Origin of the sequence: Streptomyces sp. NPDC046727, assembly GCF_040645635.1 — a bacterium.
In the GTDB taxonomy this organism is placed as follows: Bacteria; Actinomycetota; Actinomycetes; order Streptomycetales; family Streptomycetaceae; genus Streptomyces.
In genome coordinates this window covers 72,581-98,415 of record NZ_JBEYYR010000010.1, presented here as the reverse complement: position 1 = coordinate 98,415, position 25,835 = coordinate 72,581, and the positions used below count along the sequence as shown (strand labels likewise).

Here is a 25,835-nt window from a genome sequence, read left to right as displayed (position 1 = left end):
CCCTGAGATCCAGCACGGTCAGTCCCTCAGCTCCAGCACCCCGGAGATCCCGCCGCGCCGGGGCCGCGGGGCGCCGTCCAGGGTCGCGTCGTCGGCTATGCGGCCGTCGAAGAAGCTGATCACCCGGTCGGCGGCGCTGGCCAGCCGGGCGTCGTGGGTGACGAGGACGATGGTCTGGCCGCGCCCGTGGAACCGGGACAGCAGCCGCATCACCTCGCGGGTGCCCTTGCTGTCGAGGCTGCCGGCCGGCTCGTCCGCGAGGAGCAGCGGCGGGTGGTTGACCAGGGCCCGGGCGAGGGCGACCCGCTGCTGCTCGCCGCCGGACAGCTCGCCCGGCATGCTGCGCTCCTTGCCCTCCAGGCCCAGCTCGGCAAGGAGCGCCTCCCGCTCGGCGCGCGCCTTCTTCGGCGGGACACCGGCCAGCAGCGCGGGCAGCTCGACGTTGTCGGCGACCGACAGGTTCGACACCAGGTTGAAGAACTGGAAGACGATCCCGAGGGCCTTGCGCCGCTCCACCGCCCAGCGGGCCTCGCTGAAGGAGTCCGTGCACCGGCCGTCGAGCCAGACGCTGCCCTCGTCCGGCCGCTGCAGCCCGCCGAGCAGGTGCAGCAAAGTGGACTTGCCGGCTCCGGACGGTCCCGTGATCGCCACGAACTCGCCCCGGGCCACGCTCAGATCCACCCCGCGGACGGCGTGCGCGGGCGCGCCCTCGCCGTGGTGGGTCTTCACCAGACCCTCGGCCCGCAGCACCGGAGCGGCGTGCTCGCTCATTCCAGTTCCTCCTGGCACCGCTCCAGCCAGTCGAGGTCGGCCTGCAGGTGCAGCATCGCGCCCTCGATCAGCAGCTGGGCGATTCGGTTGTCCCGGTTCTCGGCCGCGGCCAGTTTCGACAGGCTGCGCATGATGTTGAGGTACTGGCGCCGCTGCCGGTTGATGAGGGCGATCTGGTCGGCGAGACCGGTCTGCGGGGCGAGGGCGAGCTTCACGAAGAACTCGTCCCGTACCCGCGGCTCGTCCTCGGTCTCCTCGAACCAGACGCGCAGCGCCTCACGCCCGGCCTCGGTGAGGTGGTAGACCTTCTTGTTGGGCCGGCTGGACTGCTCGACGTCCTCGCCCTCGATCAGCCCGGACTTCTCCAGACGGCCGAGGGTGACGTAGATCTGGCCGACGTTCGGCTGAGGGTACGCGGCGCCCAGCAGTTGCTCAAGGTCCTGCTTCAGCTCGTAGCCGTGGGCCGGGCCGCGGGCCAGGAGTGCCAGGAGGGCAAGGCGCACTCGTGCTCTCCTCCTGTCTGCTCCATGTGCTCCAGGCCCTAGTATCGCGCATACCTAACAGGTATACATGGCCTCTGTCCCCGGGCGAGGGTGCCCGGGGTGCCGGTGCACAAGGAGGAACCTATGCGGTGGATGCGCGCCGCCGGTAGGGGCCTCCTCGTTCTGGCCGTGATCATGACCGGGTACGTCGCCTCCGGCGCCCGCGCCGACGAGGGCGCCCGCGGTGCTCGCGGCCCGCTCACCCTGGCCACCGCCGGCGACCTCACCGGCTATCTGGGCCCGCTGCTCCAGGGCTGGAACCGCACCCATCCCGGCGAGCGGGTCACCCTGGTCGAGCTGCCGGACTCCGCCGACGAGACGCACGCGCAGATGACGACCGACCTGCGCGGCGGCGACCGGGGCCGGTTCGACGTCCTGAACATCGACGTCGACTGGACCTCCGAGTTCGCGGCGGCCGGCTGGATCCGCCCGCTGCCCCGCGACCGCTTCCCGCTGGCGAGCTTCCTGCCGCCGGTGGTGGACACGGCGACGTACGACGGACGGCTGTACGCGGTCCCGTACGTCACGAACGCCGGACTTCTCCTGTACCGCAAGGACGTCCTCGCCAAGGAGGGCGTGCCCCCGCCGCGCACCTGGGCCGAGCTGGAGCGGGACGCGAAGACCGTCGCGCCGAAGTACGGACTCGACGGTTACGCGGGCCAGTTCCTGCCGTACGAGGGCCTCACCGTGAACGCGGCCGAGGCGGTGTACTCGGCGGGCGGCACGATCCTCGGCGGCGAGGGCACCCGCGTCACCGTCGACTCGGCCGCCGCCCGCGAGGGCATCGGCTTCCTCGCCCGCGGCATCCGCGAGGGCTGGATCCCGCGGCGGGCGCTGACGTACAAGGAGGAGGAGTCCAAGCAGGCCTTCCAGGACGGCAGGCTGCTCTTCCTGCGCAACTGGCCCTACGCCTACGCCGTGGCCTCGGAGAAGGGCTCGAAGGTCGCCGGGAGGATCGGCGCCGTACCGCTGCCCGGGCCCGACGGGCCGGGGACGAGCGTCCTCGGCGGTTCCAATCTCGCGGTCAACAGCCATACCCGGCACCCGGACTCCGCCGCGCGCCTGATCGCGTACCTCACCAGCGCGCCCGTCCAGCGCCAGGTGCTCACGCGGGGCGCGCTGCCGCCCGTGCGCGCCGCGCTGTACGAAGACCCCGCGCTCATCAGGCGGTTCCCCTACCTGCCGACCCTGCGCACCGCCGTCCTCACCGCCCGTCCGCGGCCCAAGAGCCCGCACTACGACCAGGTCAGCCTGGCCGTGCAGGCGGTCGTGCAGGACGCGCTCACCGGGCGGCAGACGCCCGGGCAGGCCGTGCGCCGGCTGGCACGCGAACTCGACGCCATCGCCAACCGCTAGTTACTTGTTAGGTAACGCGGGCATCTCAACTGGCATCCACGTGCCCAGGTAAGTCCGTATTTGTCACCCCAACTCCTCGGTAACCATTGTTCTTTTCGTTGACACCGTCCTGACACGCCTACCTAACATGCATGCATGTTGAGTAAGTACCACTGGTGGCGGGACGCGGTGATCTACCAGGTCTACGTCCGCAGCTTCCTGGACAGCACCGGCGACGGCGTCGGCGATCTGGCCGGCGTCCGGGCCGGACTTCCGTACCTGAAGAAGCTCGGCGTCGACGGCATCTGGCTGAGCCCCTTCTACCCCTCGCCGCAGCACGACCACGGCTACGACGTGGCCGACTACCGCGATGTCGACCCGCTCTTCGGCGACCTCGCCGAGTTCGACCTGCTGATGGCGGCGGCCCGGCGGCTCGGCATCAAGGTGCTGCTCGACATCGTCCCCAACCACTGCTCCAGCGAGCACCCGTGGTTCCGCGAGGCGCTGGCCGCCGCGCCCGGCAGCCCGGCCCGCGCCCGCTTCCACTTCGCCGCCGGCCGCGGCCCGGACGGCAGCGAGCCGCCCAACAACTGGCACGCCATGTTCGGCGGCCCGGCCTGGACCAGGGTCGACGACGGCCAGTGGTACCTGCACATGTTCACGCCCGAGCAGCCCGACTGGAACTGGCGCAACCCCGAGATCCCCGACGAGTTCGACCGCGTCCTGCGGTTCTGGCTGGACCGGGGCGTCGACGGCTTCCGCATCGACGTCGCCGCCGGCCTCTACAAGCACCCCGGACTGCCCGACTCCGACGACCCGGAGGCCGACGCCCGCACCCGCGACTCGGTCAACCCGCTCGCCTGGAACCAGCCCGAGGTGCACGAGGTGTGGCGCCGCTGGCGCTCCATATGCGACGAGTACGCCGACCGGGACGGCCGCGAACGCCTGCTCGTCGGCGAGGTTTCCGTCCCCACCGCCCGCGAACACGCCCTGTACGTCCGCCCCGACGAACTCCACCAGGCCTTCTTCTTCGACCTGCTCGGCGCCCCCTGGGACGCCGACGCCTTCCGCAAGGTCATCTCCGAGGCCATGCAGGACATCGCCGGCACCGGCTCCACGGTCACCTGGGTCCTCAACAACCACGACCAGGTCCGCACCGTCACCCGCTACGGCGAACCCGCCCCCGAGGGCAGCGGCCTCGGCGCCGCCCGCGCCCGCGCCGCCGCGCTGCTGATGCTGGCGCTGCCCGGAGCCGCGTACATCTACCAGGGCGAGGAGCTGGGCCTGCCCGAGGTCGTCGACCTGCCCGACGACGTGCTCACCGACCCGATCTTCCGGCGCACCGGCAGCCGCGCCCGGATCCGCGACGGCTGCCGGGTGCCGCTGCCCTGGTCCGGGCAGGCCTCCCCGTTCGGCTTCACCTCCGGTGCGGAGGGCGCCAAGCCCTGGCTGCCGCAGCCCGACTACTTCGCCGAGTACGCCACCGACCGCGCCCTCGCCGATACCCGCTCCTTCTGGCACCTGTACCGCGACGGGCTCCAGCTCCGCTCCTCGTTGCCCCAGCTGGGCGAGGGCACGCTGGACTGGCTGGACGCCCCGCCGGGCGTCCTCGCCTTCGCCCGCGGCGACGGCCTGGTCTGCGCCGTCAACTTCGGTACCGCGGGCGCTCCCGCGCCGGTCCCCGGCACCCCCCTGCTCTCCAGCGGCCCCTGCCCGCCCGGCGTCCTGCCCGGCGCCACGGCGGCCTGGTGGCTCACCGACCTGTGATCACCCGTCCCTACAGGAAAGGTCCGTCAACGATGATGCGACGACGCACGACCCTGCTCACCGGCTGCACCGCCCTCGCGCTCGCCCTCGGCGCCACCGCCTGCGGCGGCGGACCCGTCTCCGCGGGCGGCGGCGACAAGGCCCTCAGCGGCCAGACCGTCACCGTGGCCGGCGTCTGGTCCGGCAGCGAGCAGAAGAACTTCCAGAAAGTCCTGGACGCGTTCACCGAGAAGACCGGAGCCAAGACCCGGTTCGTGTCCACCGGCGACAATGTCTCCACCGTCGTCGGCAGCAAGATCGAGGGCGGCAACGCACCCGACGTCGTCATGGTCCCGCAGGTCGGCGTGCTCCAGCAGTTCGCCGAGAAGGGCTGGCTCAAGCCGCTGTCCCCGGCCGCGCGGCAGACCATCGACGCCGACTACGCACCCGTGTGGAAGAAGTACGGCAGCGTCGACGGCACCCTCTACGGCCTCTACTTCAAGGCCGCCCACAAGTCGACGGTCTGGTACAGCCCCGACGCGCTCACCCAGGCCGGGGTCACGCCCCCCAAGACGTACGACGAGCTGCTCAAGGCCGGGCACACCGTCTCCGACTCCGGGCTCGCCGCCTTCTCGGTCGCCGGGCAGGACGGCTGGACCCTCACCGACTGGTTCGAGAACATCTACCTCTCCCAGGCCGGCCCCGAGAAGTACGACGCCCTCGCCGCCCACAAGCTCAAGTGGACCGACCCCACGGTGGTCAGGGCGCTCAGCACCCTCGGCAAGCTCTTCAAGGACAAGCAGCTCATCGCCGGCGGCCAGAAGGAGGCCCTGAACACCGACTTCCCCGGCTCGGTGGAGAAGGTGTTCGGCCCCAAGCCCGAGGCCGGCATGGTCTACGAGGGCGACTTCGTGGCCGGCGTCGCCCACGACCAGTACGGGAAGAGCATCGGCAAGGACGCGGACTTCTTCCCCTTCCCGGCGGTCGACGGCGGCACCGCACCGGTGGTCAGCGGCGGTGACGCGGCCGTCGTCCTCAAGGACGCCAAGAACGCCGGGGCCGGCATGAAGCTCCTGGAGTACCTGGCCACCCCCGAGGCGGCGGCCGTCTGGGCCAAGGCGGGCGGCTTCCTGTCCCCGAACAAGAAGCTCGACCTCGCCTCGTACGGCGACGAGGTCACCCGCGCCACCGCCAAGTCCCTGGTCGGCGCGGGCGATTCGGTCCGCTTCGACATGTCCGACCAGGCCCCGGCGGCCTTCGGCGGCACCAAGGGCACCGGCGAGTGGAAGCTCCTGCAGGACTTCCTGCGCGACCCTTCGGACCCGAAGGGCACCGCGGCGAAGCTGGAGTCGGCCGCGGCCAAGGCCTACCAGGGCTGACCGGCAGCACCATGACCGCCACCACACTCGTGAAACAGCAGGCGGGCCCGCGGGCCGCCGGCCCGGCGCCCGTGCGCCGCGGCCGGCGGCGCGCCCGGCTGATCGCCCTCCTCTTCGTCCTCCCCGCGCTGCTGCTGCTCGGCGCGCTCGTCGTCTACCCGGTGCTGTTCTCCGTCGGCCGCAGCTTCTTCGACGCCTCCGGCACCCGGTTCGTCGGCGGCGACAACTACACCGAGATGTTCCGCGACCCGGCCACCCTCAAGGCCATCCGCAACACCACCATCTGGGTCGTCGTCGCCCCCGCCCTCCTCACCGGCCTCGGCCTCATCCTCGCCGTCCTGGTGGAGAAGGTCCGCTGGGCCACCGCCTTCAAGCTGCTCCTCTTCATGCCGATGGCCGTGTCCTTCCTCGCCGCCGGCATCATCTTCCGGCTCGCCTACGACGAGGACCCGGACAAGGGCGTGCTCAACGCGGCCGTCGTCTCCGTCCACGACGCCTTCAAGGGCACGTCGGCCTACCCGACGGCCCGCGGCCGCACCGGGCTGCTCACCCAGGACCGGGACGGCTCCTACCGCACGACCGCCACCCCGGGCGACCCGGTCACCCTCCCGATGGTGGGCGTACTGCCCAAGGACCTGCCCGCCCGGGCCCGGCCCGCCCACCCGGTGACCGGCGGGAAGACCGGCCCCGGCGAACTGCGCGGTGTCGTCTACCTGGACTTCACCCCGGGCGGCGGAGGAGAGCAGGGCAGGATCGACCCGAAGGAGAGCGGCCTGCCCGGCATGAAGGTCGAGGCGGTGCGCGACGGGAAGACGGTCGCGAGCACGACCACCGCCGCCGACGGCTCCTTCCGCTTCCCGGGGCTCCACGACGGCTCGTACACGGTCAAACTCCCGAAGTCGAACTTCGCCCCGCCCTACCAGGGAGTCTCCTGGCTCGGCCCGACCCTCGTCACCCCGGCGATCATCGGCGCCTACCTGTGGATCTGGACCGGATTCGCGATGGTCCTGATCGGCGCCGGCCTCTCCACGCTCCCCCGGGACGCACTGGAGGCGGCCCGCATGGACGGCGCGAACGAGTGGCAGATCTTCCGCCGGATCACCGTCCCGCTGCTCGCACCCGTGCTCACCGTGGTCTTCGTGACCCTCGTGATCAACGTGATGAAGGTCTTCGACCTCGTCTACATCATCGCGCCCGGCCCGGTGCAGGAGGACGCCACCGTCCTCGCCACGCAGATGTGGCTGGTGTCCTTCGGCGGCGGCAACGACCAGGGCCTCGGCAGCGCCCTCGGCGTGCTGCTCCTGCTCCTCGTCATCCCCGCCATGGTCTTCAACGTCCGCCGTTTCCGAAGGAGTCAGCGATGAACGCCGTGCGGCGCGGCCTGGGCAACGGTCTCGTCCAGGCATCCCTCGTGGTGATCGGCCTGATCTGGCTGACCCCGCTGGCCGGTCTGTTCCTGTCGTCCCTGCGCTCGGCCCAGGACACCGCCAAGGGCGGCTGGTGGACGGCGCTGTCCGGCCCCGGCCGGCTGTCCTTCGACAACTACTCGGCGCTGCTGAAGAACGCGGGCATCACCCAGGCGTTCTGGAACACCGTGCTGATCTCGGTGCCGGCCACCACCCTGGTCGTGGTCCTCGCGGCCCTCGCCGGATACGCCTTCGCCTGGCTGGACTTCCCGTTCCGGGAGCCCCTCTTCCTGCTGGTGGTGGCCCTGCTGGTGGTACCGGTGCAGATCGGCCTGCTGCCCGTCGCCAAACTCTTCGGGCAACTGGGCCTGTTCGGCACCATCCCCGGCGTCGTCCTCTTCCACGTCGCCTACGGCCTCCCCTTCGCCGTCTTCCTCCTGCGCAACTACTTCGCGGAGATACCGAAGGAGATGCTGGAGGCGGCCCGGATGGACGGCGGCAGCGAGTGGCGGATCTTCACCCGGCTGGTCCTGCCGGTGGGCCGCCCCGCCCTCGCCTCGCTCGCCATCTTCCAGTTCCTGTGGGTCTGGAACGACATGCTGGTCGCACTGCTCTTCGCGGACAGTTCGTCCCAGCCGCTGACCGTGGAACTCCAGTCCCAGATCCGGCAGTTCGGCAGCAACATCGACGTGCTCGCCCCGGGCGCGTTCCTGTCGCTGATCGTGCCGGTGGCGGTGTTCTTCGCCTTCCAGCGGCACTTCGTGCAGGGCGTGATGGCGGGGTCGGTGAAATAGCGGAGGCGGGGGCCGAAGCCCCCGCCTCCCTCACTTCCGGCCCGGCCTCACGGAGACGCCGGCGGATACAGCGACCGAGGCAGCTGGGAAGCCGCCGCCGCGTCCAGCAGCCACAGCGTGCGCTGCCGGCCGTACGCGCCCGCCGCCGGGGCCTGGATCTCGCCCGCGCCCGACAGCGCGATGGCCGCGGCCTCCGCCTTGTCCTCGCCGGCCGCGAGGAGCCAGACCTCGCGGGCCGCGCGGATCGCCGGCAGGGTGAGCGAGATCCGGGTGGGCGGGGGCTTGGGCGCGCCGTGCACCCCGACCACCGTGCGCTCGGTCTCCCGTACGGCCGGCAGCTCCGGGAAGAGCGAGGCCACATGGGTGTCCGGGCCGACGCCCAGCATCAGCACGTCGAAGGTCGGCACCGGGCCATGGTTCTCGGGACCGGTCGCCTTCGCCAGCTCCGCCGCGTACGCCTCCGCCGCCGCGTCGACGTCGGCGCCGTACGGGCCGTCGGAGGCGGGCATGGCGTGCACGCGCTCCGGATCCAGCGGTACGGAGTCCAGCAGGGCCTCGCGGGCCTGCGTGACATTGCGCTCGGGGTCGCCCTCGGGCAGGTAGCGCTCGTCGCCCCACCACAGGTCGAGACGGCCCCAGTCGATGGCGTCGCGGGCGGGCGCCGCCGCCAGCGCGGCCAGCAGACCGTTGCCGTTGCGGCCGCCCGTGAGGACCACGGACGCGGTGCCCCGGGAGGCCTGCGCGTCCACGATCTTCGTGATCAGGCGGGCCGCGGCGGCCTGCGCCATCAGCTCCTTGTCGTGGTGGACGACCAGCTGCGGAGTGCTCACTTCGCCGTCGCCTTCCTCGCCGGTGCCTTCTTCGCGGTCTTGGCCGCCGCCTTCTTCGCGGGCGCCTTCGCGGCCTCCTCGACCGGCTCGGGCACCGCGACCGGCTCGGCCGACTCTCGCGCGGGCTCCTGCTCAGCCGCTTCGGAAGCCTGGTCGGGAACCGTGCTCAGCCGCTCCACGCCGTAGCGCAGCGCCGACGCGTAGGTGTCGTCCGGGTCCAGCCGGCGCAGCTCCTCCGCGATCAGCTCGGCGGTCTCCCGCCGCTTCAGCGCCACCGCGCGGGCCGGCTGACCCGCGATGGCCAGCGTGGCCAGCGAGCCGTCGGCCCGGTCCAGCACGATCGCGCCCTCACTGGTGTCCATGCGGACCGCCGTCAGGCCGGGCCCGGACGACAGCGAGCGCTTCACGGGCACGTCCAGCCGGTCCGCGAGCCACATCGCCAGCAGCTCACAGCTCGGGTTGAACTCCTCGCCCTCCACCTCGACGGCCCGCACCTCGCAGGTCACCTGGTCCAGGGCTGCCGCGAGCATGGAGCGCCACGGGGTGATCCGGGTCCAGGACAGGTCGGTGTCGCCGGGCGTGTAGGCATCGGCACGGGCGGACAGCTCCCGCACCGGCTGCTCGGCGGCGTAGGTGTCGGTGACCCGGCGCTGGGCGAGCGCGCCCAGCGGGTCCTTCGCCGGGTCGGTCGGGGCGTTCACCGGCCACCACACGACCACCGGGGCGTCCGGCAGCAGCAGCGGCAGGACCACCGAGTCGGCGTGGTCGGCGACCTCGCCGTAGAGACGGAGGACGACCGTCTCACCGGTGCCCGCGTCCGCGCCCACCCGCACCTCGGCGTCCAGACGCGAGGACGTACGGTCGCGCGGGGAGCGGGAGACCCGCTTGATGACCACCAGCGTGCGCGAGGGGTGCTCGCGCGACGCGTCGTTGGCGGCCTTCAGGGCGTCGTAGGCGTTCTCCTCGTCGGTGACGATGACGAGGGTCAGGACCATGCCGACGGCGGGGGTGCCGATGGCGCGGCGGCCCCGCACCAGCGCCTTGTTGATATCGCCGGCGGTGGTGCCGGTCAGGTCTATCTTCATGGCCGGCGCCAGCTCCGTCCGTCTCGTGCGAGCATCTCGTCCGCCTCGGCGGGACCCCAGGTGCCCGACGGGTACTGCGCGGGCCGGCCGTGCTTGTCCCAGTACTCCTCGATCGGGTCGAGGATCTTCCAGGACAGCTCGACCTCCTCCGTGCGCGGGAAGAGGTTGGCGTCGCCGAGCAGCACGTCCAGGATCAGGCGCTCGTACGCCTCCGGGCTGGACTCCGTGAACGACTCGCCGTAGGCGAAGTCCATGGAGACGTCCCGGATCTCCATCGAGGTGCCCGGCACCTTGGAGCCGAAGCGGACCGTGACGCCCTCGTCCGGCTGGACGCGGATGACGATCGCGTTCTGGCCCAGCTCCTCCGTCGCCGTGGTGTCGAAGGGGGAGTGCGGGGCCCGCTGGAAGACGACCGCGATCTCCGTCACCCGGCGGCCGAGGCGCTTGCCGGTGCGCAGGTAGAAGGGGACGCCCGCCCAGCGGCGGTTGTCGATGCCCAGCTTGACCGCGGCGAAGGTGTCGGTCTTCGACTTCGGGTCGATGCCGTCCTCTTCGAGGTAGCCGATGACCTTCTGGCCGCCCTGCCAGCCGGCCGCGTACTGACCGCGGACGGTGTCGGTGCCCAGGTCCTTCGGCAGCCGGACGGCGCCCAGCACCTTTTCCTTCTCCGCGGCCAGCGCGTCCGCGTCGAAGGAGGCCGGCTCCTCCATGGCCGTGAGGGCCATCAGCTGGAGCAGGTGGTTCTGGATGACGTCCCGGGCGGCGCCGATGCCGTCGTAGTAGCCGGCCCGGCCGCCGATGCCGATGTCCTCGGCCATGGTGATCTGGACGTGGTCCACGAAGGACCGGTTCCAGATCGGCTCGAACATCGTGTTGGCGAAGCGCAGCGCCAGGATGTTCTGGACGGTCTCCTTGCCGAGGTAGTGGTCGATCCGGAACACCTGGTCCGGCTCGAACACCTCGTGCACGACCTTGTTCAGCTCCTCGGCCGACTTCAGGTCGTGACCGAACGGCTTCTCGATGACCGCGCGCCGCCAGGAACCGCCGGTCTGGTCGGCCAGACCGTGCTTCTTCAGCTGCTGGATGACCACCGGGAAGGAGCGCGGCGGCACGGACAGGTAGAAGGCGAAGTTGCCGCCCGTGCCCTGTGCCTTGTCCAGCTCCTCGATGGTGGCCCGCAGCCGCTCGAACGCGTCGTCGTCGTCGAAGGTGCCCTGGACGAAGCGCATCCCCTGGATGAGCTGCTGCCAGACCTCTTCACGGAAGGGGGTGCGCGAGTGCTCCTTGACCGCGTCGTGGACGACCTCGGCGAAGTCCTCGTGCTCCCAGTCGCGGCGGGCGAAGCCCACCAGCGAGAAGCCCGGCGGCAGCAGACCCCGGTTGGCGAGGTCGTAGACCGCGGGCATGAGCTTCTTGCGCGACAGGTCGCCTGTGACACCGAAGATGACCAGGCCCGACGGCCCCGCGATACGCGGGAGCCGTCGGTCGGCCGGGTCACGAAGCGGGTTCGCTCCGGAACCGGAAACGGGTGACAACTCAGCCCTCCGAAGGGGCCAGGCGCTCAAGCTCCGCCTGGGTCGACTTGAGCAGGTCGTTCCAGGACGCCTCGAACTTCTCGACGCCCTCGTCCTCCAGCACCTGCACGACGTCGTCGTACGAGATGCCGAGCTTCTCCAGCGCGTCGAGATCGGCACGCGCCTGCTCGTACGTGCCGGCGACGGTGTCACCGGTGATCTCGCCGTGGTCGTCGGTGGCCTCCAGCGTGGCCTCCGGCATGGTGTTGACCGTGTTCGGCGCGACCAGCTCGGTGACGTACAGCGTGTCCGGGTAGGCCGGGTCCTTCACACCCGTCGACGCCCACAGCGGACGCTGCTTGTTGGCGCCCGCGTTCTCCAGCGCCTGCCAGCGGTCGGAGGAGAAGACCTCCTCGTACGCCTCGTAGGCGAGCCGGGCGTTGGCGACGGCGGCCTTGCCGCGCAGCGCCTTCGCCTCGTCGGTGCCGATCGTGTCCAGGCGCTTGTCGATCTCGGTGTCCACACGGGACACGAAGAAGGACGCCACGGAGTGGATCAGCGACAGGTCCAGGCCGCGCTCCTTGGCCTTCTCCAGGCCCGTGAGGTACGCGTCCATGACCGCGCGGTAGCGCTCCAGCGAGAAGATCAGCGTGACGTTGACGCTGATGCCGTGACCGATGGTCTCGGCGATCGCCGGCAGACCCGCCTTGGTGGCCGGGATCTTGATCAGGGTGTTGGGGCGGTCGACCAGCCAGGCCAGCTGCTTGGCCTCGGCGACGGTGGCCTTGGTGTTGTGCGCCAGGCGCGGGTCGACCTCGATCGACACGCGGCCGTCCTTGCCGCCGGTGGCGTCGAAGACCGGGCGCAGGATGTCGGCGGCGTCCCGGACGTCCGCCGTGGTGATCATGCGGATGGCCTCTTCGACGGTGACCTTGCGGGCCGCGAGGTCCGAGACCTGCTGCTCGTAGCCGTCGCCGCCGCTGATCGCCTTCTGGAAGATCGTCGGGTTGGTGGTGACGCCCACGACGTGCTGCTGGTCGATCAGCTCGGCGAGGTTGCCGGACGTGATCCGCTTGCGCGACAGGTCGTCCAGCCAGATCGCGACGCCTTCTTCGGAGAGGCGCTTGAGTGCGTCTGTCATGGAATTACATCTCCTACGTGTCGTGTATGAGCGTCAGCGCTGGGCGGCGGCGATGGATTCCCGGGCCTTGGCAGCCACGTTCTCGGCAGTGAAGCCGAACTCGCGGAAGAGCACCTTGCCGTCGGCGGAAGCACCGAAGTGCTCCAGGGAAACGATGCGGCCGGCGTCACCGACGTAGCGGTACCAGGTCAGGCCGATGCCCGCCTCCACGGCGACCCGGGCCTTCACGGACGGCGGCAGCACGGAGTCCCGGTACCCCTGGTCCTGCTCCTCGAACCACTCCACGGACGGCATCGACACCACGCGGGTGGGGACGCCCTCGGCCTGGAGCCGCTCGCGCGCCTCGACGGCGACGTGCACCTCGGAACCGGTGGCGATCAGGATGACCTGAGCCTCGCCGCCCTCGGCCTCGAACAGGACGTAGCCGCCCTTGGCCGCGTCCTCGTTGGGCTCGTACACCGGCACACCCTGCCGGGTCAGCGCCAGACCGTGCGGCTGGCCCTTGCCGAACTCCTTGGTGTAGCGCTTGAGGATCTCGCGCCAGGCGATGGCGGTCTCGTTGGCGTCCGCCGGGCGGACGATGTTCAGACCCGGGATCGCGCGCAGCGAGGCCAGGTGCTCGACCGGCTGGTGGGTGGGGCCGTCCTCGCCGAGGCCGATGGAGTCGTGCGTCCACACGTACGTCACCGGCAGGTGCATCAGGGCCGACAGGCGCACGGCGTTGCGCATGTAGTCGGAGAAGACGAGGAACGTGCCGCCGTAGACCCGGGTGTTGCCGTGCAGGGCGATGCCGTTCAGCTCGGCGCCCATGGAGTGCTCGCGGATGCCGAAGTGGATCGTGCGGCCGTACGGGTTGGCCTCCGGCAGCGGGTTGCCCTCGGGCAGGAACGAGCTGTCCTTGTCGATGGTCGTGTTGTTCGACCCGGCGAGGTCGGCGGAGCCGCCCCACAGCTCGGGGATCACCGCGCCGAGCGCCTGCAGCACCTTGCCGGACGCGGCACGCGTCGCGACACCCTTGCCGGGCTCGAAGACCGGGAGCTTCTCCTCCCAGCCGGCGGGCAGCTCGCCCCTGCTGATCCGGTCGAACTCGGCGGCGCGCTCCGGGTTGTTGTCCCGCCACACCTGGAGGGACTTCTCCCACTCGGCCTTCGCCTCGGCACCGCGCTCCAGCGCCTTGCGGGTGTGGGCGATGACCTCGTCGGATACCTCGAAGGACTGCTCCGGGTCGAAGCCGAGGACGCGCTTGGTGGCCGCGACCTCCTCGTCGCCCAGCGCCGAGCCGTGCGCGGCCTCGGTGTTCTGCGCGTTCGGGGCCGGCCAGGCGATGATCGAGCGCATCGCGATGAAGGAGGGACGGTCGGTGACCTTCTTGGCCTCCTCGACCGCGGCGAAGATCGCCGCCGGGTCCAGGTCGCCGTTGTCCTGGGCCTCCACGCGCTGCACGTGCCAGCCGTAGGCCTCGTACCGCTTGACGGTGTCCTCGGAGACCGCCGTCTCGGTGTCGCCCTCGATCGAGATGTGGTTGTCGTCCCACAGCAGGATCAGGTTGCCGAGCTTCTGGTGGCCGGCCAGCGAGGACGCCTCGGCGGAGATGCCCTCCTGGAGGCAGCCGTCACCGGCGATGCAGTAGACGAAGTGGTCGAAGGGCGACTCGCCGGCCGGGGCCTCGGGGTCGAACAGACCGCGCTCGTAGCGGGCGGCCATCGCCATGCCCACCGCGTTGGCGACACCCTGGCCCAGCGGGCCCGTGGTGGTCTCGACGCCCTTGGTGTGCCCGTACTCGGGGTGACCCGGGGTCTTCGAACCCCACGTCCGGAACGCCTTCAGGTCGTCCAGCTCCAGGCCGAAGCCGGCCAGGTAGAGCTGAGTGTAGAGAGTCAGGGACGAATGTCCGGCGGACAGCACGAAGCGGTCGCGGCCGGCCCACTCCGGGTCGGCCGGGTCGTGCCGCATCACCTTCTGGAAGAGGGTGTAGGCGGCCGGGGCCAGGCTCATCGCCGTACCGGGATGGCCGTTGCCGACCTTCTGTACGGCGTCTGCGGCCAGGACACGGGCGGTGTCCACGGCCCGCTGGTCCAGCTCGGTCCACTCAAGGTCTGTGGTGGTCGGCTTGGTGCTCACCCTGGGTCAGGGCTCCTCTCCACATGTCGGTCGCCGGTCTTCGGGGCATGCGCCCACCCGGCCGCCGGTGCACTTCTGCCCACCGGCCGATGTTGAGCCTACCCCCGTAAGGACGTGCATTTTTTCGAGTGATTCCAGACTGCCGGGAGTCCGTGCGATCCGCCTCCCGACTGGCCGAGACGGCTTTTGGCACATGAATACGGAGCCGGTCATCTGAGCGCTCAATCGAGTGCCGGGTCACCTCTTATGGGGTGTGTGCCAACACGACCCCACCCCCGCGAAGGCCGGGGTATGGGCAACGTCTAAAGTGGCGTGGTACGCGCGAGCCTTTACCCGGACTTCACACGGGGAGGCTTGCTGGGATGTCTCTGTCAGGGGTGTGCGTGACGGCCGTCGAATCCCGTCCAGCCGGTGGGCTCGGGACGAGCCAGAGCCCGGTTCACCGGCCGTTCGGGGCCCGTGTCAAGGCGTTCGTGGCTCTTACCAAGCCGCGGATCATCGAGCTGCTGCTCATCACCACCGTTCCGGTGATGTTCCTGGCCGAGCAGGGTGTGCCCGACCTCAAGCTGGTCCTGCTCACCTGCGTCGGCGGGTACCTCTCCGCGGGCGGCGCCAACGCGCTGAACATGTACATCGACCGGGACATCGACGCCCTGATGGACCGCACCTCACAGCGCCCGCTGGTCACCGGGATGGTCAGCCCGCGCGAGTGCCTCGCCTTCGGCATCACCCTCGCGGTCGTCTCGACGCTGCTCTTCGGGTTGACCGTCAACTGGCTGAGCGCCTGGCTGTCACTCGGAGCGCTCCTCTTCTACGTCGTCGTCTACACGATGATCCTCAAACGGCGTACCTCGCAGAACATCGTGTGGGGCGGCATCGCGGGCTGTCTGCCGGTGCTGATCGGCTGGTCCTCGGTCACGAACTCGATGTCGTGGGCGCCGATCGTCCTCTTCCTCGTCATGTTCTTCTGGACCCCGCCGCACTACTGGCCGCTGTCCATGAAGGTCAAGGAGGACTACGCGCGCGTGGGCGTGCCGATGCTGCCGGTCATCGCCTCCAACAAGGTCGTCGCGCGCCAGATCGTCATCTACAGCTGGGTGATGGTCGCCGTCTCCCTGCTGCTCACCCCCCTCGGCTACACCGGCTGGTTCTACACGGCCGTCGCCCTCGCGGCCGGCGGCTTCTGGCTCTGGGAGGCGCACGGGCTGCAGAACCGGGCGAAGGCCGAGGTGACCGGCGCCAAGCTGAAGGAGATGCGCCTCTTCCATTGGTCGATCACCTACGTGTCGATCCTCTTCGTCGCGGTCGCGGTGGACCCGTTCCTGCGCTGACGTACGTCACAGCGGTCTGCCCTCGCCAGTCGATCTACTCGTGAGTAGCATCCTGGTCATGGCAGACACGCAGCAGGTTGACCCGAAGGCCGAGCGCACGGTGGCGAAGCTCGCCCGGCAGATCAGCGCCTTCTCCAAGGCCCACGGCGGCGCCGAGGGCCAGGTGGCCCACATCGGCGAACGCGGCGCCCGCATCGTCCTCGTCGGCGAGGACGGCGGCTGGGGCGACCTGGTGGCCCCCAGCACGGAGATCGCCGGGAAGGCCGTCGAGCGGGCGGGCATCACGGTCCACGAGTCCTTCGACGGCGAGTTCGCGGCGAAGGTGACGACGGGGCCGTACGAGTGGAAGCGGATGGCCGGCATCCAGATCGGCGGCTGACGCCGTACGAGCGCACCATCCGAGCCGGGGCGCGACCTCACACCCCGTTCACCCGTTAGGACGTGTAAGGCAGCACGCGTCCCACGGGGGAGTCCCGGATGATCGAAACGCCGTCCCTCGTGGACCAGTACTGCCACGGCGTACTGCGGACGGAACTGGGCCTCGGCACCTTCGAGGCCCAACTGGCCCGCACCGAGGGACCGCCCGCAGCGGGCACCACCCTGTTCGACACGCAGACGGGGTTCGCCGTACGGCGCTGGTGCCCACCCCTGCTCGGTCTCGAACCGCACTGCCCGCCCGCCCGCTATCTGGCCCGGCGCCGGGAACTGGGCGTCCTGGAGTCCGGCCGCAGGCTGCTGCGCGGCAGCGGCATCACGACCTATCTGGTCGACACCGGTCTGCCGGGCGACCTCACCAGCCCCACCGAACTGGCCTCCGCCGGAGCGGCCGAGGCCCGGGAGATCATCCGGCTGGAGCAGCTCGCGGAGCAGGTCGCCGACACCTCCGGCACCGTCGAGTCCTTCCTCGCCAACCTCGCCGAGTCGGTGCACGGCGCCGCGTCGAACGCCGTCGCCTTCACCTCCGTCGCGGGCCTGCGGCACGGCCTGGCGCTCGCGCCGGAGCCGCCGGGGCCGGGGGAGGTGCGGGGCGCGGCGGGCCGCTGGCTGGCCGGGCGGCGGGTCGGCGGAGCGCTCACCGACGCCGTGCTGCTCCGGCACCTGCTGTGGATCGCGGTCGCGTCGGGCCTGCCCCTGCAACTGCACGCGGGCCTCGGCGAGCCCGGCTCCCGGATCGACCGCACGGACCCGGTGCTGCTCACCGACTTCGTCCGCGCCACCGCGGGCCTCGGCACCGACCTGATCCTGCTGCACGGCTATCCGTACCACCGGCACGCCGCCCACCTGGCCGGGGTCTTCCCGCACGTCTACGCCGACTCGGGTGCAGCCCTGGTCCGCACCGGCGCCCGCGCGGCCACGATCCTCGCCGAGATCCTGGAGCTGGCCCCCTTCGGCAAGATCCTCTTCTCCACCGGCGCCCAGGGCCTGCCCGAGCTGCACGTCGTCGGCGCCCGCCTCTTCCGGGAGGCCCTGGCCCGCGTCCTGGGCACCTGGGTCGCCGAGGGCGCCTGGTCCCTGGAGGACGCCCAGCGGGTGGCCCGGCTGATCGCGGCGGGCAACGCGCGCCGGGTTTACGGGCTCGGGTGAGCTGCCCACACTGAACGGATGCCGACCGAAGCGCTGCTCGACTCGTTCCTGCGCGACCTCGCGCCCTTACGTCCCCTCGCCCTGTGGGCCCACGGCTCCCTGGCCGGCGGCGACTACCAGGAGGGGCGCAGCGACCTGGACCTCATCGCCGTACTGCCCGGCCCGCTCGGTCCCAGGCAGGCCTGGCGGGTGGCGACCCTGCACCGCAGGCTGCGCGCCGCGCCGCTCGCCGCGAAGCTCCACTGCAGCTATCTGACCCCGGACACGCTCGCCGACCCCGAGCGGTCGCACCTCACCTGGGCGCACAACGGTCTGCTGCGCCGCCCGGTCACCCCCGTCACCCGGCGCGAACTGCACGACTTCGGGCGCGTGCTGCACGGGGACGCCCCGGCCGCGCTGCTCCCGCCGGTACCGGACCTCCAGCTGGACGACTTCGTCGTCCGCGACCAGCGCGACTTCTGGCGGCCGGCGGTGGACAAGGCCCGGCTGTGGCGGCAGGACGTCTGGGTGGACCTGGGGTTGCTGACCTTCGCCCGGGCCACCGTGACCCTGCGGGACGGGCGGCTGATCTCCAAACGGGAGGCCCTGACCGAGCTGGCGGCACTCGGCGCTCCGGCCGAGGTCGTCGAGGACATCACCCGCCGGCGGTACGACACCCCGGCCCCGGCCGACGCCGACCGGCCGGCCCGCCGGGCCGAGCTGACCCGTGCCTACCTGGGCCCGGCGATCGACGCGCTGGTCACCACGTACGGGTGACTCACGCGCGCGCGGCGACCGTCACCTCGGCCGAGGGGCCCGGCAGGTCCGGGGCGGCCTCCGGGCGCTCGCGCAGCGAGAGCAGGACGCGCAGCACCCAGATCCACATCACCGTGGAGCCGAGCATATGGGCGGCCACCAGGGCCTCCGGGAGGTGCGTGAAGTACTGGACGTAGCCCACGGCGCCCTGGCACAGCAGCACGACGAACAGCTCCCGCGTCCGCGCCAGCGGACCCTTCGGCGCGTCGACCGCCTTCAGGACGAACCACAGCGCGAACGTCAGCGTCACCACGATCCAGGCGAGCACCGCGTGCAGCTTGGAGACCGTCTCCCAGTCGATCGGGATGCGCTCGACCTCGCTGGAGTCGCCCGCGTGCGGCCCGGCCCCGGTCACCACCGTGCCGACCGCGATGAGCAGCACGGACGCGATCACCAGGAACCACACCAGCTGCTGCACCGCCTTGCCGACCAGCGGACGCGGCTCCGCGTCGCCCTCCCGCGTGCGCTGCCACATCACCGTGGCGATGGCGATCAGGGCCGTGGAGAGCAGGAAGTGCGCGGCGACCGTGTACGGGTTGAGGCCGACCAGCACGACGATGCCGCCGAGCACCGCGTTGCCCATGACCACCCAGAACTGCGCCCAGCCCAGCCGGGTCAGGTCGCGCCGCCACGGCTTCTGGGAGCGCGCCGCGATGATGGCCCAGCCGACGGCCGCGCAGAGCACGTACGTCAGCATGCGGTTGCCGAACTCGACGACCCCGTGGAAGCCCATGGCCCGGGTGGTGGTCAGCGAGTCGTCGGTGCAGGTGGGCCAGGTCGGGCAGCCGAGGCCCGAGCCGGTCAGCCGGACGGCGCCGCCGGTGACGACGATGACCACCGCCATGACGAGTGCGGCGAGGGCCGCCCGCTGTACGGTCCGTGGGTCCGGGGTCCAGCGGTCGGCGATGAAGGCGAGCGGGTTGCGCAGGGCCGCTACGGCGTCGGCGCGGGTCAGCTTTGGCACGCGCACCATCGTAGGCCGCCGCTTGTGCACGCGTTCACGAGGGTCACCCCCGTGGGTGCGGCGCGCGTCACTCCCAGCGGAAGAACTTCCCGGCCGCGGCCAGCCCGGCCACCGCCCACACGGCGAGGACCCCCAGGTCCCCCCAGGGCATGCCGGCGCCGTGCTGGAGCACGTCCCGCAGGCCGTCCGACAGCGCGGAGATCGGCAGCAGGCCGAGCGCGTGCTCGCCCGCCGAGCCGAACTTCTCCAGCGGCACGATCACCCCGCCGCCCACGAGCAGCAGCAGGAAGACCAGGTTGGCGGCGGCCAGTGTGGCCTCCGCCTTCAGCGTGCCCGCCATCAGCAGGCCGAGCCCGGAGAAGGCGGCGGTGCCGAGGACGAGCAGCAGCAGGACGGCGGCCAGGTTGCCGTGCGGGGACCAGCCCAGCGCGAAGGCGATGACGGTCAGGAGGACGATCTGGAGGATCTCCGTGACCAGCACCGACGCGGTCTTCGCGGCCATCAGGCCCCAGCGGGGCAGCGGCGAGGAGGCGAGCCGCTTCAGGACGCCGTAGCGGCGCTCGAAGCCGGTGGCGATGGCCTGGCCGGTGAACGCCGTCGACATCACGGCCAGGGCCAGGATGCCGGGGGCGAGGAAGTCGACGGCCTCGCCCTTGCCGGTGTCCACGATGTCGACCGCGCTGAAGAGCACCAGCAGCAGGGTCGGGATGACGACCGTCAGCAGCAGCTGCTCGCCGTTGCGCAGCAGCATCCTCGTCTCCAGCGCCGCCTGCGCCGCGATCATGCGGGGGAGCGGGGCGGCTCCGGGCTTCGGGGTGTACGTACCCGCCGTGGTCACGAGCGCAGCTCCTTACCGGTCAGCTCAAGAAAGACGTCCTCCAGCGTGTGCCGCTCCACCGAGATCCGGTCCGGCATCACCCCGTGCTGGGCGCACCAGGAGGTGACGGTGGCGAGCAGCTGGGGGTCGACCTTGCCGACGACCCGGTAGGCGCCCGGGGTCAGCTCGGCGGCCGTGCAGTCGGCCGGGAGGGCCTTGAGCAGGGAGCCGACGTCGAGCCCGGGGCGGCCGGTGAAGCGCAGGGTGTTCTCGGCGCCGCCCTTGCACAGCTGCTCCGGGGAGCCCTGGGCGATGACCCGGCCGCCGTCGATGATCGCGACGTCGTCGGCGAGCTGCTCGGCCTCGTCCATGTGGTGCGTGGTGAGGATCACCGAGACGCCGTCGGCGCGCAGGTCCCGCACCAGGTCCCAGGTGGCCCGGCGGGCCTGCGGGTCGAGGCCGGCGGTCGGCTCGTCCAGGAACACCAGTTCCGGGCGGCCCACGACGGCCATGGCGAGCGCGAGCCGCTGCTGCTGGCCGCCGGACAGCCGGCGGTAGCTGGTGCGACCGCAGGAGCCGAGGCCGAGGCGGTCGACGAGCGCGTCCACGTCCAGCGGGTGCGCGTGCAGTTTCGCCACGTGCCGGAGCATCTCGTCCGCGCGGGCGCCCGAGTAGACGCCGCCGGACTGGAGCATCACGCCGATGCGGGGTCGCAGCTCGGCGGAGTGCCGGACCGGGTCGAGGCCCAGGACGCGCACCGTGCCGGAATCCGGCTTCCGGTACCCCTCGCAGGTCTCGACCGTGGTCGTCTTCCCCGCCCCGTTGGGGCCGAGGACGGCGGTCACGCCGGGCTGGGCCGCCAGGTCGAGGCCGTCCACCGCGGTCTTCGTGCCGTACCGCTTCACCAGGGCCTGGACCTGGACCACGGGCTCACTTCGCATGGGCCAGAGTCTAGGGAGAACGCGTACCGGTCAGGTGGCCGGGTGGGGGAAGTCCGTCTCGCGGGGGCGGTGCAGCGGGAGCCACCGCTCGGCATAGGCCACGGCGTCCGCCACCGGGAAGAGGCGGGCGTTCGCGGCGCCCACCCGGCCGCGGACGACGGGCCGGTCCCGTTCGAAGTCGTGCCCCAGTTCGTCGAACCGGTCGGAGGTGATCGATATCTCGATCACCGTCTCCCAGCCGCCGCCGGGAGCAGGCCGGCCGACCCGCACCTGGGGCGACGGTATGCGGTATTCGGCCAGGTGGAAGGCGGTGCAGGTGGCGTAGCCGGCGCCGAGCAGCAGCACCCGGGCGCCCAGCTGTTCCAGCCGGGCGAGCGGGCTGCGCTCGCCGAGCCGGCAGTCGGGGGCGTGGCCGTCGGTGATCTCCCGCGCGCGGGGGCCGAGCGCGGCGAAGGAGGTCTGCGGGTGCGCGCTGCGCAGGGCGCCGGGCCAGGTCCGCACGGTCTCCGGGATGACGCCGACCCCGCGCGCGGGGGTGATCAGCGGGTCGTACGGGGGCATGGTGGCGCGGATCCGGTCCCACCACTCCTCGGGCACCGGCGGGTTCCCCCACACGGCCGGATCGGACTGGTCGCCGGTCTGGGTGGGGACGACGAGCGTGCCGGTCGGGCCGAGTGCGTCGAGGAGTCCCTGGACGACGGCGACCGGGCCTCCGTTCACCCACCCGAGGGAACTGAGCGAGGAGTGCACGAGAAGGGTCTCGCCGGTCTCGACACCGAGCAGTCGCAGCTGGGCGGCGAGGGTGTCGCGGGTGACAAGAGGGCCGGTCGGAGGGGGTGCGGACATGGTTCGGGAGTCTTCCGGACGGGGCCTCGGGCCGCCACCGAATTGGCCGCGCGAGGGACCGGAAATGATCGATCAAAGATCGTTTTCGCAGGTCAGATTAGGTATGCCTAAGTGACGCAGGGCACCGTCCGATGATCCGGACGGCGCTTGTCAGGCTTCGCGGAATTACGCAACAATGGCGTTGTGAAAAACGTCGGCGAGGCTCGGGAGACCCCCACGGGGGCCCCGCAGGAGGAGCTAGCGACCGGTGAGCGTTCGACGCGCAACCGGGTCGCTCGGTCCATCCTGGACCACGGGCCGTCGACCGTCGCCGAACTCGCCGGCCGCCTGGGACTGACCCAGGCCGCCGTCCGGCGTCACCTGGACGCGCTGGTCGCCGACGACGTCGTGGAGGCACGCGAGCAGCGGGTGTACGGCACGCGCACGCGTGGCCGCCCCGCGAAGGTCTTCGCGCTCACCGACTGCGGCCGGGACGCCTTCGACCAGTCGTACGACAAGCTCGCCGCGGACGCGCTCCGCTGGATCGCGGAGCAGGGGGGCGGCGCCGAGGCGGTCTACGCCTTCGCCCGCGCCCGGATCGCCGCCCAGGCGAGCGCGTACCGCAAGGCGATCGAGTCCGTGACCCCGGACAAGCGCGCCGAAGCGCTGGCCAAGGCCTTGAGTGTGGACGGGTACGCTGCTACGGCGCGCAGCGCACCGGTCGGCGAGCAGCTCTGCCAGCACCACTGCCCGGTCGCCCATGTCGCGGAACAGTTCCCGCAGCTGTGCGAGGCGGAGACGGAGATCTTCGCCGAGCTGCTGGACACCCACGTCCAGCGACTGGCGACCATCGCGCACGGCGACGGCGTCTGCACGACGTTCATCCCCAAGATTTCCACTGACGCACCTGCAAGCACGGCCGGGAGGAACCCCGCATGACTCTCCCCACGGAGACTGCTCACCCCGAACTTGAGGGTCTGGGCAAGTACGAATACGGCTGGGCCGACTCCGACGTGGCCGGTGCCTCCGCCAGGCGCGGCCTCAACGAGGACGTCGTCCGCGACATCTCCGGCAAGAAGTCGGAGCCGGAGTGGATGACCAAGCTGCGCCTGAAGGGCCTGAAGCTCTTCGAGAAGAAGCCGATGCCGAACTGGGGCTCGGACCTCTCGGGCATCGACTTCGACAACATCAAGTACTTCGTGCGCTCCACGGAGAAGCAGGCGGAGTCCTGGGAGGACCTGCCCGAGGACATCAAGAACACCTACGACAAGCTGGGCATCCCGGAGGCCGAGAAGCAGCGCCTCGTCGCCGGTGTCGCCGCTCAGTACGAGTCGGAGGTCGTCTACCACCAGATCCGCGAGGACCTGGAGGAGCAGGGCGTCATCTTCCTCGACACCGACACCGCGCTGAAGGAGCACCCGGAGCTCTTCAAGGAGTACTTCGGGACCGTCATCCCGGCCGGTGACAACAAGTTCGCCGCGCTGAACACCGCCGTGTGGTCCGGCGGCTCCTTCATCTACGTCCCGAAGGGCGTGCACGTCGAGATCCCGCTCCAGGCCTACTTCCGGATCAACACGGAGAACATGGGCCAGTTCGAGCGGACCCTGATCATCGTCGACGAGGGTGCCTACGTGCACTACGTCGAGGGCTGCACGGCGCCGATCTACAAGTCGGACTCGCTGCACTCCGCGGTCGTCGAGATCATCGTCAAGAAGAACGCCCGCTGCCGCTACACGACCATCCAGAACTGGTCGAACAACGTCTACAACCTGGTCACCAAGCGCGCCGTGGCCTACGAGGGCGCGACCATGGAGTGGATCGACGGCAACATCGGCTCCAAGGTGACGATGAAGTACCCGGCCGTCTACCTGATGGGCGAGCACGCCAAGGGCGAGACCCTGTCCATCGCCTTCGCGGGCGAGGGCCAGCACCAGGACGCCGGCGCCAAGATGGTCCACATGGCGCCGAACACGTCGTCCAACATCGTCTCCAAGTCGGTCGCGCGCGGTGGCGGTCGTACCTCCTACCGCGGTCTGATCGAGATCGGCGAGGGCGCCGCCGGCTCGAAGTCGAACGTGCTGTGCGACGCGCTGCTGGTCGACACCATCTCCCGCTCGGACACGTACCCGTACGTCGACGTCCGCGAGGACGACGTCTCCATGGGCCACGAGGCCACCGTCTCCAAGGTCTCCGAGGACCAGCTCTTCTACCTGATGAGCCGCGGCCTCTCCGAGGACGAGGCGATGGCGATGATCGTGCGCGGCTTCGTCGAGCCGATCGCCAAGGAACTCCCCATGGAGTACGCGCTGGAGCTCAACCGGCTGATCGAGCTGCAGATGGAAGGCGCGGTCGGCTAAGACCCGCACCCATCGCCAGCAGACGTCTTACTCAGGAAAGAGAGCACTACGACAGCCATGGCTGAGGCCCAGAACATCCCGGTGGGTTCCACCACCGCCGGCTCGATCGCGGTCGCCGCGGAGTCGACCGTCGTCTCGCGCATGAGCGCGCCTCCGTCCTTCGACGTGGCGGACTTCCCGGTCCCGCACGGCCGTGAGGAGGAGTGGCGCTTCACCCCGCTGGAGCGCCTGCGCGGGCTGCACGACGGCACCGCCGTCGCCGACGGCGACGGTGTGAAGGTCGACGTCCAGGCCCCCGAGGGCGTCACCGTCGAGACCGTCGGCCGCGACGACGCGCGCCTCGGCAAGGCGGGCACCCCCGTGGACCGCATCGCCGCCCAGGCGTACTCCGCCTTCGAGCAGGCCTCGGTCGTGACCGTCCCCAAGGAGACCGTCCTCACCGAGCCGATCCGCATCGCCGTGCACGGCCAGGGCGGCACCGCCTTCGGCCACCAGGTGATCGAGCTGGGCGCCTTCGCCGAGGCCGTCGTGGTCATCGACCACACCGGTGACGCGGTGCTCGCCGCCAACGTCGACTACGTCCTGGGCGACGGCGCCAAGCTGACCGTCGTCTCCGTCCAGGACTGGGACGACAAGGCCGTCCACGTCGCCCAGCACAACGCGCTGGTCGGCCGGGACGCCTCCTTCAAGTCCGTGGTCGTCACCTTCGGCGGCGACGTCGTGCGCCTGCACCCGCGCGTGGAGTACGCCGGCCCCGGCGGCGAGGCCGAGCTGTTCGGCCTGTACTTCACCGACGCCGGGCAGCACCAGGAGCACCGCCTGCTGGTCACCCACAACACCCCGCACTGCAAGTCGAACGTCGTCTACAAGGGCGCGCTCCAGGGCGACGACGCGCACGCGGTCTGGATCGGCGACGTGCTCATCGAGGCCAAGGCCGAGGGCACGGACACCTACGAGATGAACCGCAACCTGGTCCTCACGGACGGCGCGCGCGTCGACTCGGTGCCGAACCTGGAGATCGAGACCGGCGAGATCGTCGGCGCCGGCCACGCCTCCGCCACCGGCCGCTTCGACGACGAGCAGCTCTTCTACCTGATGGCCCGCGGCATCCCGGAGCACGAGGCCCGCCGCCTGGTGGTCCGCGGCTTCTTCGCCGAGCTGGTCCAGCAGATCGGTGTCGCCGACATCGAGGAGCGCCTGCTCGCCAAGATCGAGGAAGAGCTGGAGGCATCGGTCGCATGACCTTCGTACGCGCCTGTGGGCTGAGCGAGCTGGAGGACGACACCCCGAAGCGGGTGGAACTCGACGGCACGCCGGTCTCGGTCGTGAAGACCGAGGGCGAGGTGTTCGCGATCTACGACATCTGCTCCCACGCGAACGTCTCCCTCTCCGAGGGCGAGGTGGAGGACTGCCAGATCGAGTGCTGGCTGCACGGCTCCTCCTTCGACCTCCGCACCGGCAAGCCGTCCGGCCTCCCGGCCACGCGCCCCGTCCCCGTATACCCCGTAAAGATCGAAGGCGACGACGTTCTCGTCTCCCTCACCCAGGAGTCCTGAG

At 70.9% G+C, this 25,835-nt stretch carries 24 protein-coding genes; 13 read left to right on the top strand and 11 right to left on the bottom strand.

Features of this window, described 5'->3' with window-relative positions; all coding sequences use genetic code 11:
- Positions 1-18 precede the first annotated feature (18 nt).
- Positions 19-771 (bottom strand): ABC transporter ATP-binding protein, encoded by a 753-nt coding sequence (locus tag ABZ937_RS14975; protein ID WP_361691188.1) that lies wholly within the window; start codon positions 769-771, stop codon positions 19-21.
- A complete protein-coding gene (locus ABZ937_RS14970) occupies positions 768-1,274 on the bottom strand; it encodes a PadR family transcriptional regulator (protein ID WP_361691185.1) in 507 nt (168 codons plus the stop codon). The genes ABZ937_RS14975 and ABZ937_RS14970 overlap by 4 nt, the downstream gene beginning before the upstream one ends.
- Before the next feature lie 123 nt (positions 1,275-1,397).
- On the opposite strand from ABZ937_RS14970, the gene ABZ937_RS14965 reads away from it, so the two are divergent.
- From ABZ937_RS14965 to ABZ937_RS14945, 5 genes are all read left to right on the top strand, one after another.
- On the top strand, positions 1,398-2,669 hold the full coding sequence (locus ABZ937_RS14965; protein WP_361691182.1) for an ABC transporter substrate-binding protein: 1,272 nt from the start codon (positions 1,398-1,400) through the stop codon (positions 2,667-2,669).
- Positions 2,670-2,804: 135 nt separating this feature from the next.
- Positions 2,805-4,415: a glycoside hydrolase family 13 protein gene (locus ABZ937_RS14960; protein WP_361691179.1), complete on the top strand. Its 1,611-nt coding sequence runs from the start codon at positions 2,805-2,807 to the stop codon at positions 4,413-4,415.
- A gap of 32 nt (positions 4,416-4,447) precedes the next feature.
- Positions 4,448-5,773 (top strand): ABC transporter substrate-binding protein, encoded by a 1,326-nt coding sequence (locus ABZ937_RS14955; RefSeq protein ID WP_361691176.1) that lies wholly within the window; start codon positions 4,448-4,450, stop codon positions 5,771-5,773.
- A gap of 11 nt (positions 5,774-5,784) precedes the next feature.
- Complete coding sequence (locus ABZ937_RS14950; RefSeq protein ID WP_361691173.1) at positions 5,785-7,137, top strand: ABC transporter permease subunit; 1,353 nt, start codon at positions 5,785-5,787, stop codon at positions 7,135-7,137.
- Positions 7,134-7,973, top strand: a complete 840-nt coding sequence (locus ABZ937_RS14945) for a carbohydrate ABC transporter permease (protein WP_361691170.1) — start codon at positions 7,134-7,136, stop codon at positions 7,971-7,973. Before ABZ937_RS14950 ends, ABZ937_RS14945 begins: the two co-directional genes overlap by 4 nt.
- Positions 7,974-8,020: 47 nt before the next feature.
- Here the strand turns inward: ABZ937_RS14945 and pgl are convergent, their stop codons facing one another.
- Genes pgl through tkt form a run of 5 tightly spaced genes read right to left on the bottom strand, consistent with a single transcriptional unit; the run spans position 8,021 to position 14,664 of the window.
- Complete coding sequence (gene pgl, locus ABZ937_RS14940; protein ID WP_361691167.1) at positions 8,021-8,803, bottom strand: 6-phosphogluconolactonase; 783 nt, start codon at positions 8,801-8,803, stop codon at positions 8,021-8,023.
- Positions 8,800-9,888 carry a glucose-6-phosphate dehydrogenase assembly protein OpcA gene (opcA, locus tag ABZ937_RS14935; RefSeq protein ID WP_361691163.1) on the bottom strand — a complete coding sequence of 363 codons (1,089 nt, stop codon included), beginning with the start codon at positions 9,886-9,888 and terminating at the stop codon, positions 8,800-8,802. The genes pgl and opcA overlap by 4 nt, the downstream gene beginning before the upstream one ends.
- On the bottom strand, positions 9,885-11,423 hold the full coding sequence (gene zwf / locus ABZ937_RS14930; protein WP_361691160.1) for a glucose-6-phosphate dehydrogenase: 1,539 nt from the start codon (positions 11,421-11,423) through the stop codon (positions 9,885-9,887). The genes opcA and zwf overlap by 4 nt, the downstream gene beginning before the upstream one ends.
- Before the next feature lies 1 nt (position 11,424).
- A complete protein-coding gene (gene tal, locus ABZ937_RS14925) occupies positions 11,425-12,543 on the bottom strand; it encodes a transaldolase (protein WP_361691157.1) in 1,119 nt (372 codons plus the stop codon).
- 33 nt (positions 12,544-12,576) lie between these two features.
- Positions 12,577-14,664: a transketolase gene (gene tkt, locus ABZ937_RS14920; protein ID WP_361691154.1), complete on the bottom strand. Its 2,088-nt coding sequence runs from the start codon at positions 14,662-14,664 to the stop codon at positions 12,577-12,579.
- Positions 14,665-15,041: 377 nt separating this feature from the next.
- Here tkt and ABZ937_RS14915 point away from each other — a divergent pair, with 377 nt between their 5' ends.
- The 4 genes from ABZ937_RS14915 to ABZ937_RS14900 all read left to right on the top strand — a co-directional run bounded on the left by ABZ937_RS14915 (position 15,042) and on the right by ABZ937_RS14900 (position 18,335).
- Positions 15,042-15,995 carry a heme o synthase gene (locus ABZ937_RS14915; protein WP_361691624.1) on the top strand — a complete coding sequence of 318 codons (954 nt, stop codon included), beginning with the start codon at positions 15,042-15,044 and terminating at the stop codon, positions 15,993-15,995.
- Positions 15,996-16,053: 58 nt separating this feature from the next.
- Positions 16,054-16,374, top strand: coding sequence for a hypothetical protein (locus ABZ937_RS14910; RefSeq protein ID WP_361691151.1), 321 nt, complete (start codon positions 16,054-16,056; stop codon positions 16,372-16,374).
- A gap of 98 nt (positions 16,375-16,472) precedes the next feature.
- On the top strand, positions 16,473-17,579 hold the full coding sequence (locus tag ABZ937_RS14905; RefSeq protein ID WP_361691149.1) for an amidohydrolase family protein: 1,107 nt from the start codon (positions 16,473-16,475) through the stop codon (positions 17,577-17,579).
- Positions 17,580-17,597: 18 nt separating this feature from the next.
- The gene (locus tag ABZ937_RS14900; protein WP_361691146.1) at positions 17,598-18,335 is read left to right on the top strand and encodes a nucleotidyltransferase; all 738 of its coding nucleotides are present in this window, start codon (positions 17,598-17,600) and stop codon (positions 18,333-18,335) included.
- 1 nt (position 18,336) lies between these two features.
- Here the strand turns inward: ABZ937_RS14900 and ABZ937_RS14895 are convergent, their stop codons facing one another.
- Genes ABZ937_RS14895 through ABZ937_RS14880 form a run of 4 tightly spaced genes read right to left on the bottom strand, consistent with a single transcriptional unit; the run spans position 18,337 to position 21,942 of the window.
- On the bottom strand, positions 18,337-19,347 hold the full coding sequence (locus ABZ937_RS14895; protein ID WP_361691143.1) for a COX15/CtaA family protein: 1,011 nt from the start codon (positions 19,345-19,347) through the stop codon (positions 18,337-18,339).
- Between the two features lie 58 nt (positions 19,348-19,405).
- Positions 19,406-20,122 carry an ABC transporter permease gene (locus ABZ937_RS14890; RefSeq protein ID WP_361691622.1) on the bottom strand — a complete coding sequence of 239 codons (717 nt, stop codon included), beginning with the start codon at positions 20,120-20,122 and terminating at the stop codon, positions 19,406-19,408.
- 50 nt (positions 20,123-20,172) lie between these two features.
- Positions 20,173-21,096, bottom strand: coding sequence for an ABC transporter ATP-binding protein (locus ABZ937_RS14885; protein WP_361691140.1), 924 nt, complete (start codon positions 21,094-21,096; stop codon positions 20,173-20,175).
- A gap of 30 nt (positions 21,097-21,126) precedes the next feature.
- Positions 21,127-21,942 (bottom strand): AAC(3) family N-acetyltransferase, encoded by an 816-nt coding sequence (locus ABZ937_RS14880; RefSeq protein WP_361691137.1) that lies wholly within the window; start codon positions 21,940-21,942, stop codon positions 21,127-21,129.
- Between the two features lie 183 nt (positions 21,943-22,125).
- Between ABZ937_RS14880 and ABZ937_RS14875 the strand changes: the two genes are divergently transcribed.
- The 4 genes from ABZ937_RS14875 to ABZ937_RS14860 are packed head-to-tail and all read left to right on the top strand — an operon-like array spanning position 22,126 to position 25,834.
- Positions 22,126-22,860, top strand: coding sequence for a metalloregulator ArsR/SmtB family transcription factor (locus ABZ937_RS14875; protein WP_361691134.1), 735 nt, complete (start codon positions 22,126-22,128; stop codon positions 22,858-22,860).
- Positions 22,857-24,278, top strand: coding sequence for a Fe-S cluster assembly protein SufB (sufB, locus tag ABZ937_RS14870; RefSeq protein WP_014671980.1), 1,422 nt, complete (start codon positions 22,857-22,859; stop codon positions 24,276-24,278). The genes ABZ937_RS14875 and sufB overlap by 4 nt, the downstream gene beginning before the upstream one ends.
- A 57-nt stretch (positions 24,279-24,335) precedes the next feature.
- The gene (gene sufD / locus ABZ937_RS14865; protein ID WP_361691131.1) at positions 24,336-25,520 is read left to right on the top strand and encodes a Fe-S cluster assembly protein SufD; all 1,185 of its coding nucleotides are present in this window, start codon (positions 24,336-24,338) and stop codon (positions 25,518-25,520) included.
- Entirely contained in the window at positions 25,517-25,834 is a 318-nt protein-coding gene (locus tag ABZ937_RS14860) for a non-heme iron oxygenase ferredoxin subunit (protein ID WP_186281584.1), read from the top strand. Before sufD ends, ABZ937_RS14860 begins: the two co-directional genes overlap by 4 nt.
- Position 25,835 lies beyond the last annotated feature (1 nt).

Coding starts and splice junctions, on each gene's coding strand:
- ABZ937_RS14975 (WP_361691188.1), bottom strand. CDS start 771: ATGAGCGAGCACGCCGCTCCGGTGCTGCGGGCCGAGGGTCTGGTGAAG.
- ABZ937_RS14965 (WP_361691182.1), top strand. CDS start 1,398: ATGCGGTGGATGCGCGCCGCCGGTAGGGGCCTCCTCGTTCTGGCCGTG.
- ABZ937_RS14960 (WP_361691179.1), top strand. CDS start 2,805: ATGTTGAGTAAGTACCACTGGTGGCGGGACGCGGTGATCTACCAGGTC.
- ABZ937_RS14955 (WP_361691176.1), top strand. CDS start 4,448: ATGATGCGACGACGCACGACCCTGCTCACCGGCTGCACCGCCCTCGCG.
- ABZ937_RS14950 (WP_361691173.1), top strand. CDS start 5,785: ATGACCGCCACCACACTCGTGAAACAGCAGGCGGGCCCGCGGGCCGCC.
- ABZ937_RS14945 (WP_361691170.1), top strand. CDS start 7,134: ATGAACGCCGTGCGGCGCGGCCTGGGCAACGGTCTCGTCCAGGCATCC.
- opcA (WP_361691163.1), bottom strand. CDS start 9,888: ATGAAGATAGACCTGACCGGCACCACCGCCGGCGATATCAACAAGGCG.
- tal (WP_361691157.1), bottom strand. CDS start 12,543: ATGACAGACGCACTCAAGCGCCTCTCCGAAGAAGGCGTCGCGATCTGG.
- ABZ937_RS14910 (WP_361691151.1), top strand. CDS start 16,054: ATGGCAGACACGCAGCAGGTTGACCCGAAGGCCGAGCGCACGGTGGCG.
- ABZ937_RS14905 (WP_361691149.1), top strand. CDS start 16,473: ATGATCGAAACGCCGTCCCTCGTGGACCAGTACTGCCACGGCGTACTG.
- ABZ937_RS14900 (WP_361691146.1), top strand. CDS start 17,598: ATGCCGACCGAAGCGCTGCTCGACTCGTTCCTGCGCGACCTCGCGCCC.
- ABZ937_RS14895 (WP_361691143.1), bottom strand. CDS start 19,347: ATGGTGCGCGTGCCAAAGCTGACCCGCGCCGACGCCGTAGCGGCCCTG.
- ABZ937_RS14890 (WP_361691622.1), bottom strand. CDS start 20,122: ATGATCGCGGCGCAGGCGGCGCTGGAGACGAGGATGCTGCTGCGCAAC.
- ABZ937_RS14885 (WP_361691140.1), bottom strand. CDS start 21,096: ATGCGAAGTGAGCCCGTGGTCCAGGTCCAGGCCCTGGTGAAGCGGTAC.
- ABZ937_RS14880 (WP_361691137.1), bottom strand. CDS start 21,942: ATGTCCGCACCCCCTCCGACCGGCCCTCTTGTCACCCGCGACACCCTC.
- sufB (WP_014671980.1), top strand. CDS start 22,857: ATGACTCTCCCCACGGAGACTGCTCACCCCGAACTTGAGGGTCTGGGC.
- sufD (WP_361691131.1), top strand. CDS start 24,336: ATGGCTGAGGCCCAGAACATCCCGGTGGGTTCCACCACCGCCGGCTCG.
- ABZ937_RS14860 (WP_186281584.1), top strand. CDS start 25,517: ATGACCTTCGTACGCGCCTGTGGGCTGAGCGAGCTGGAGGACGACACC.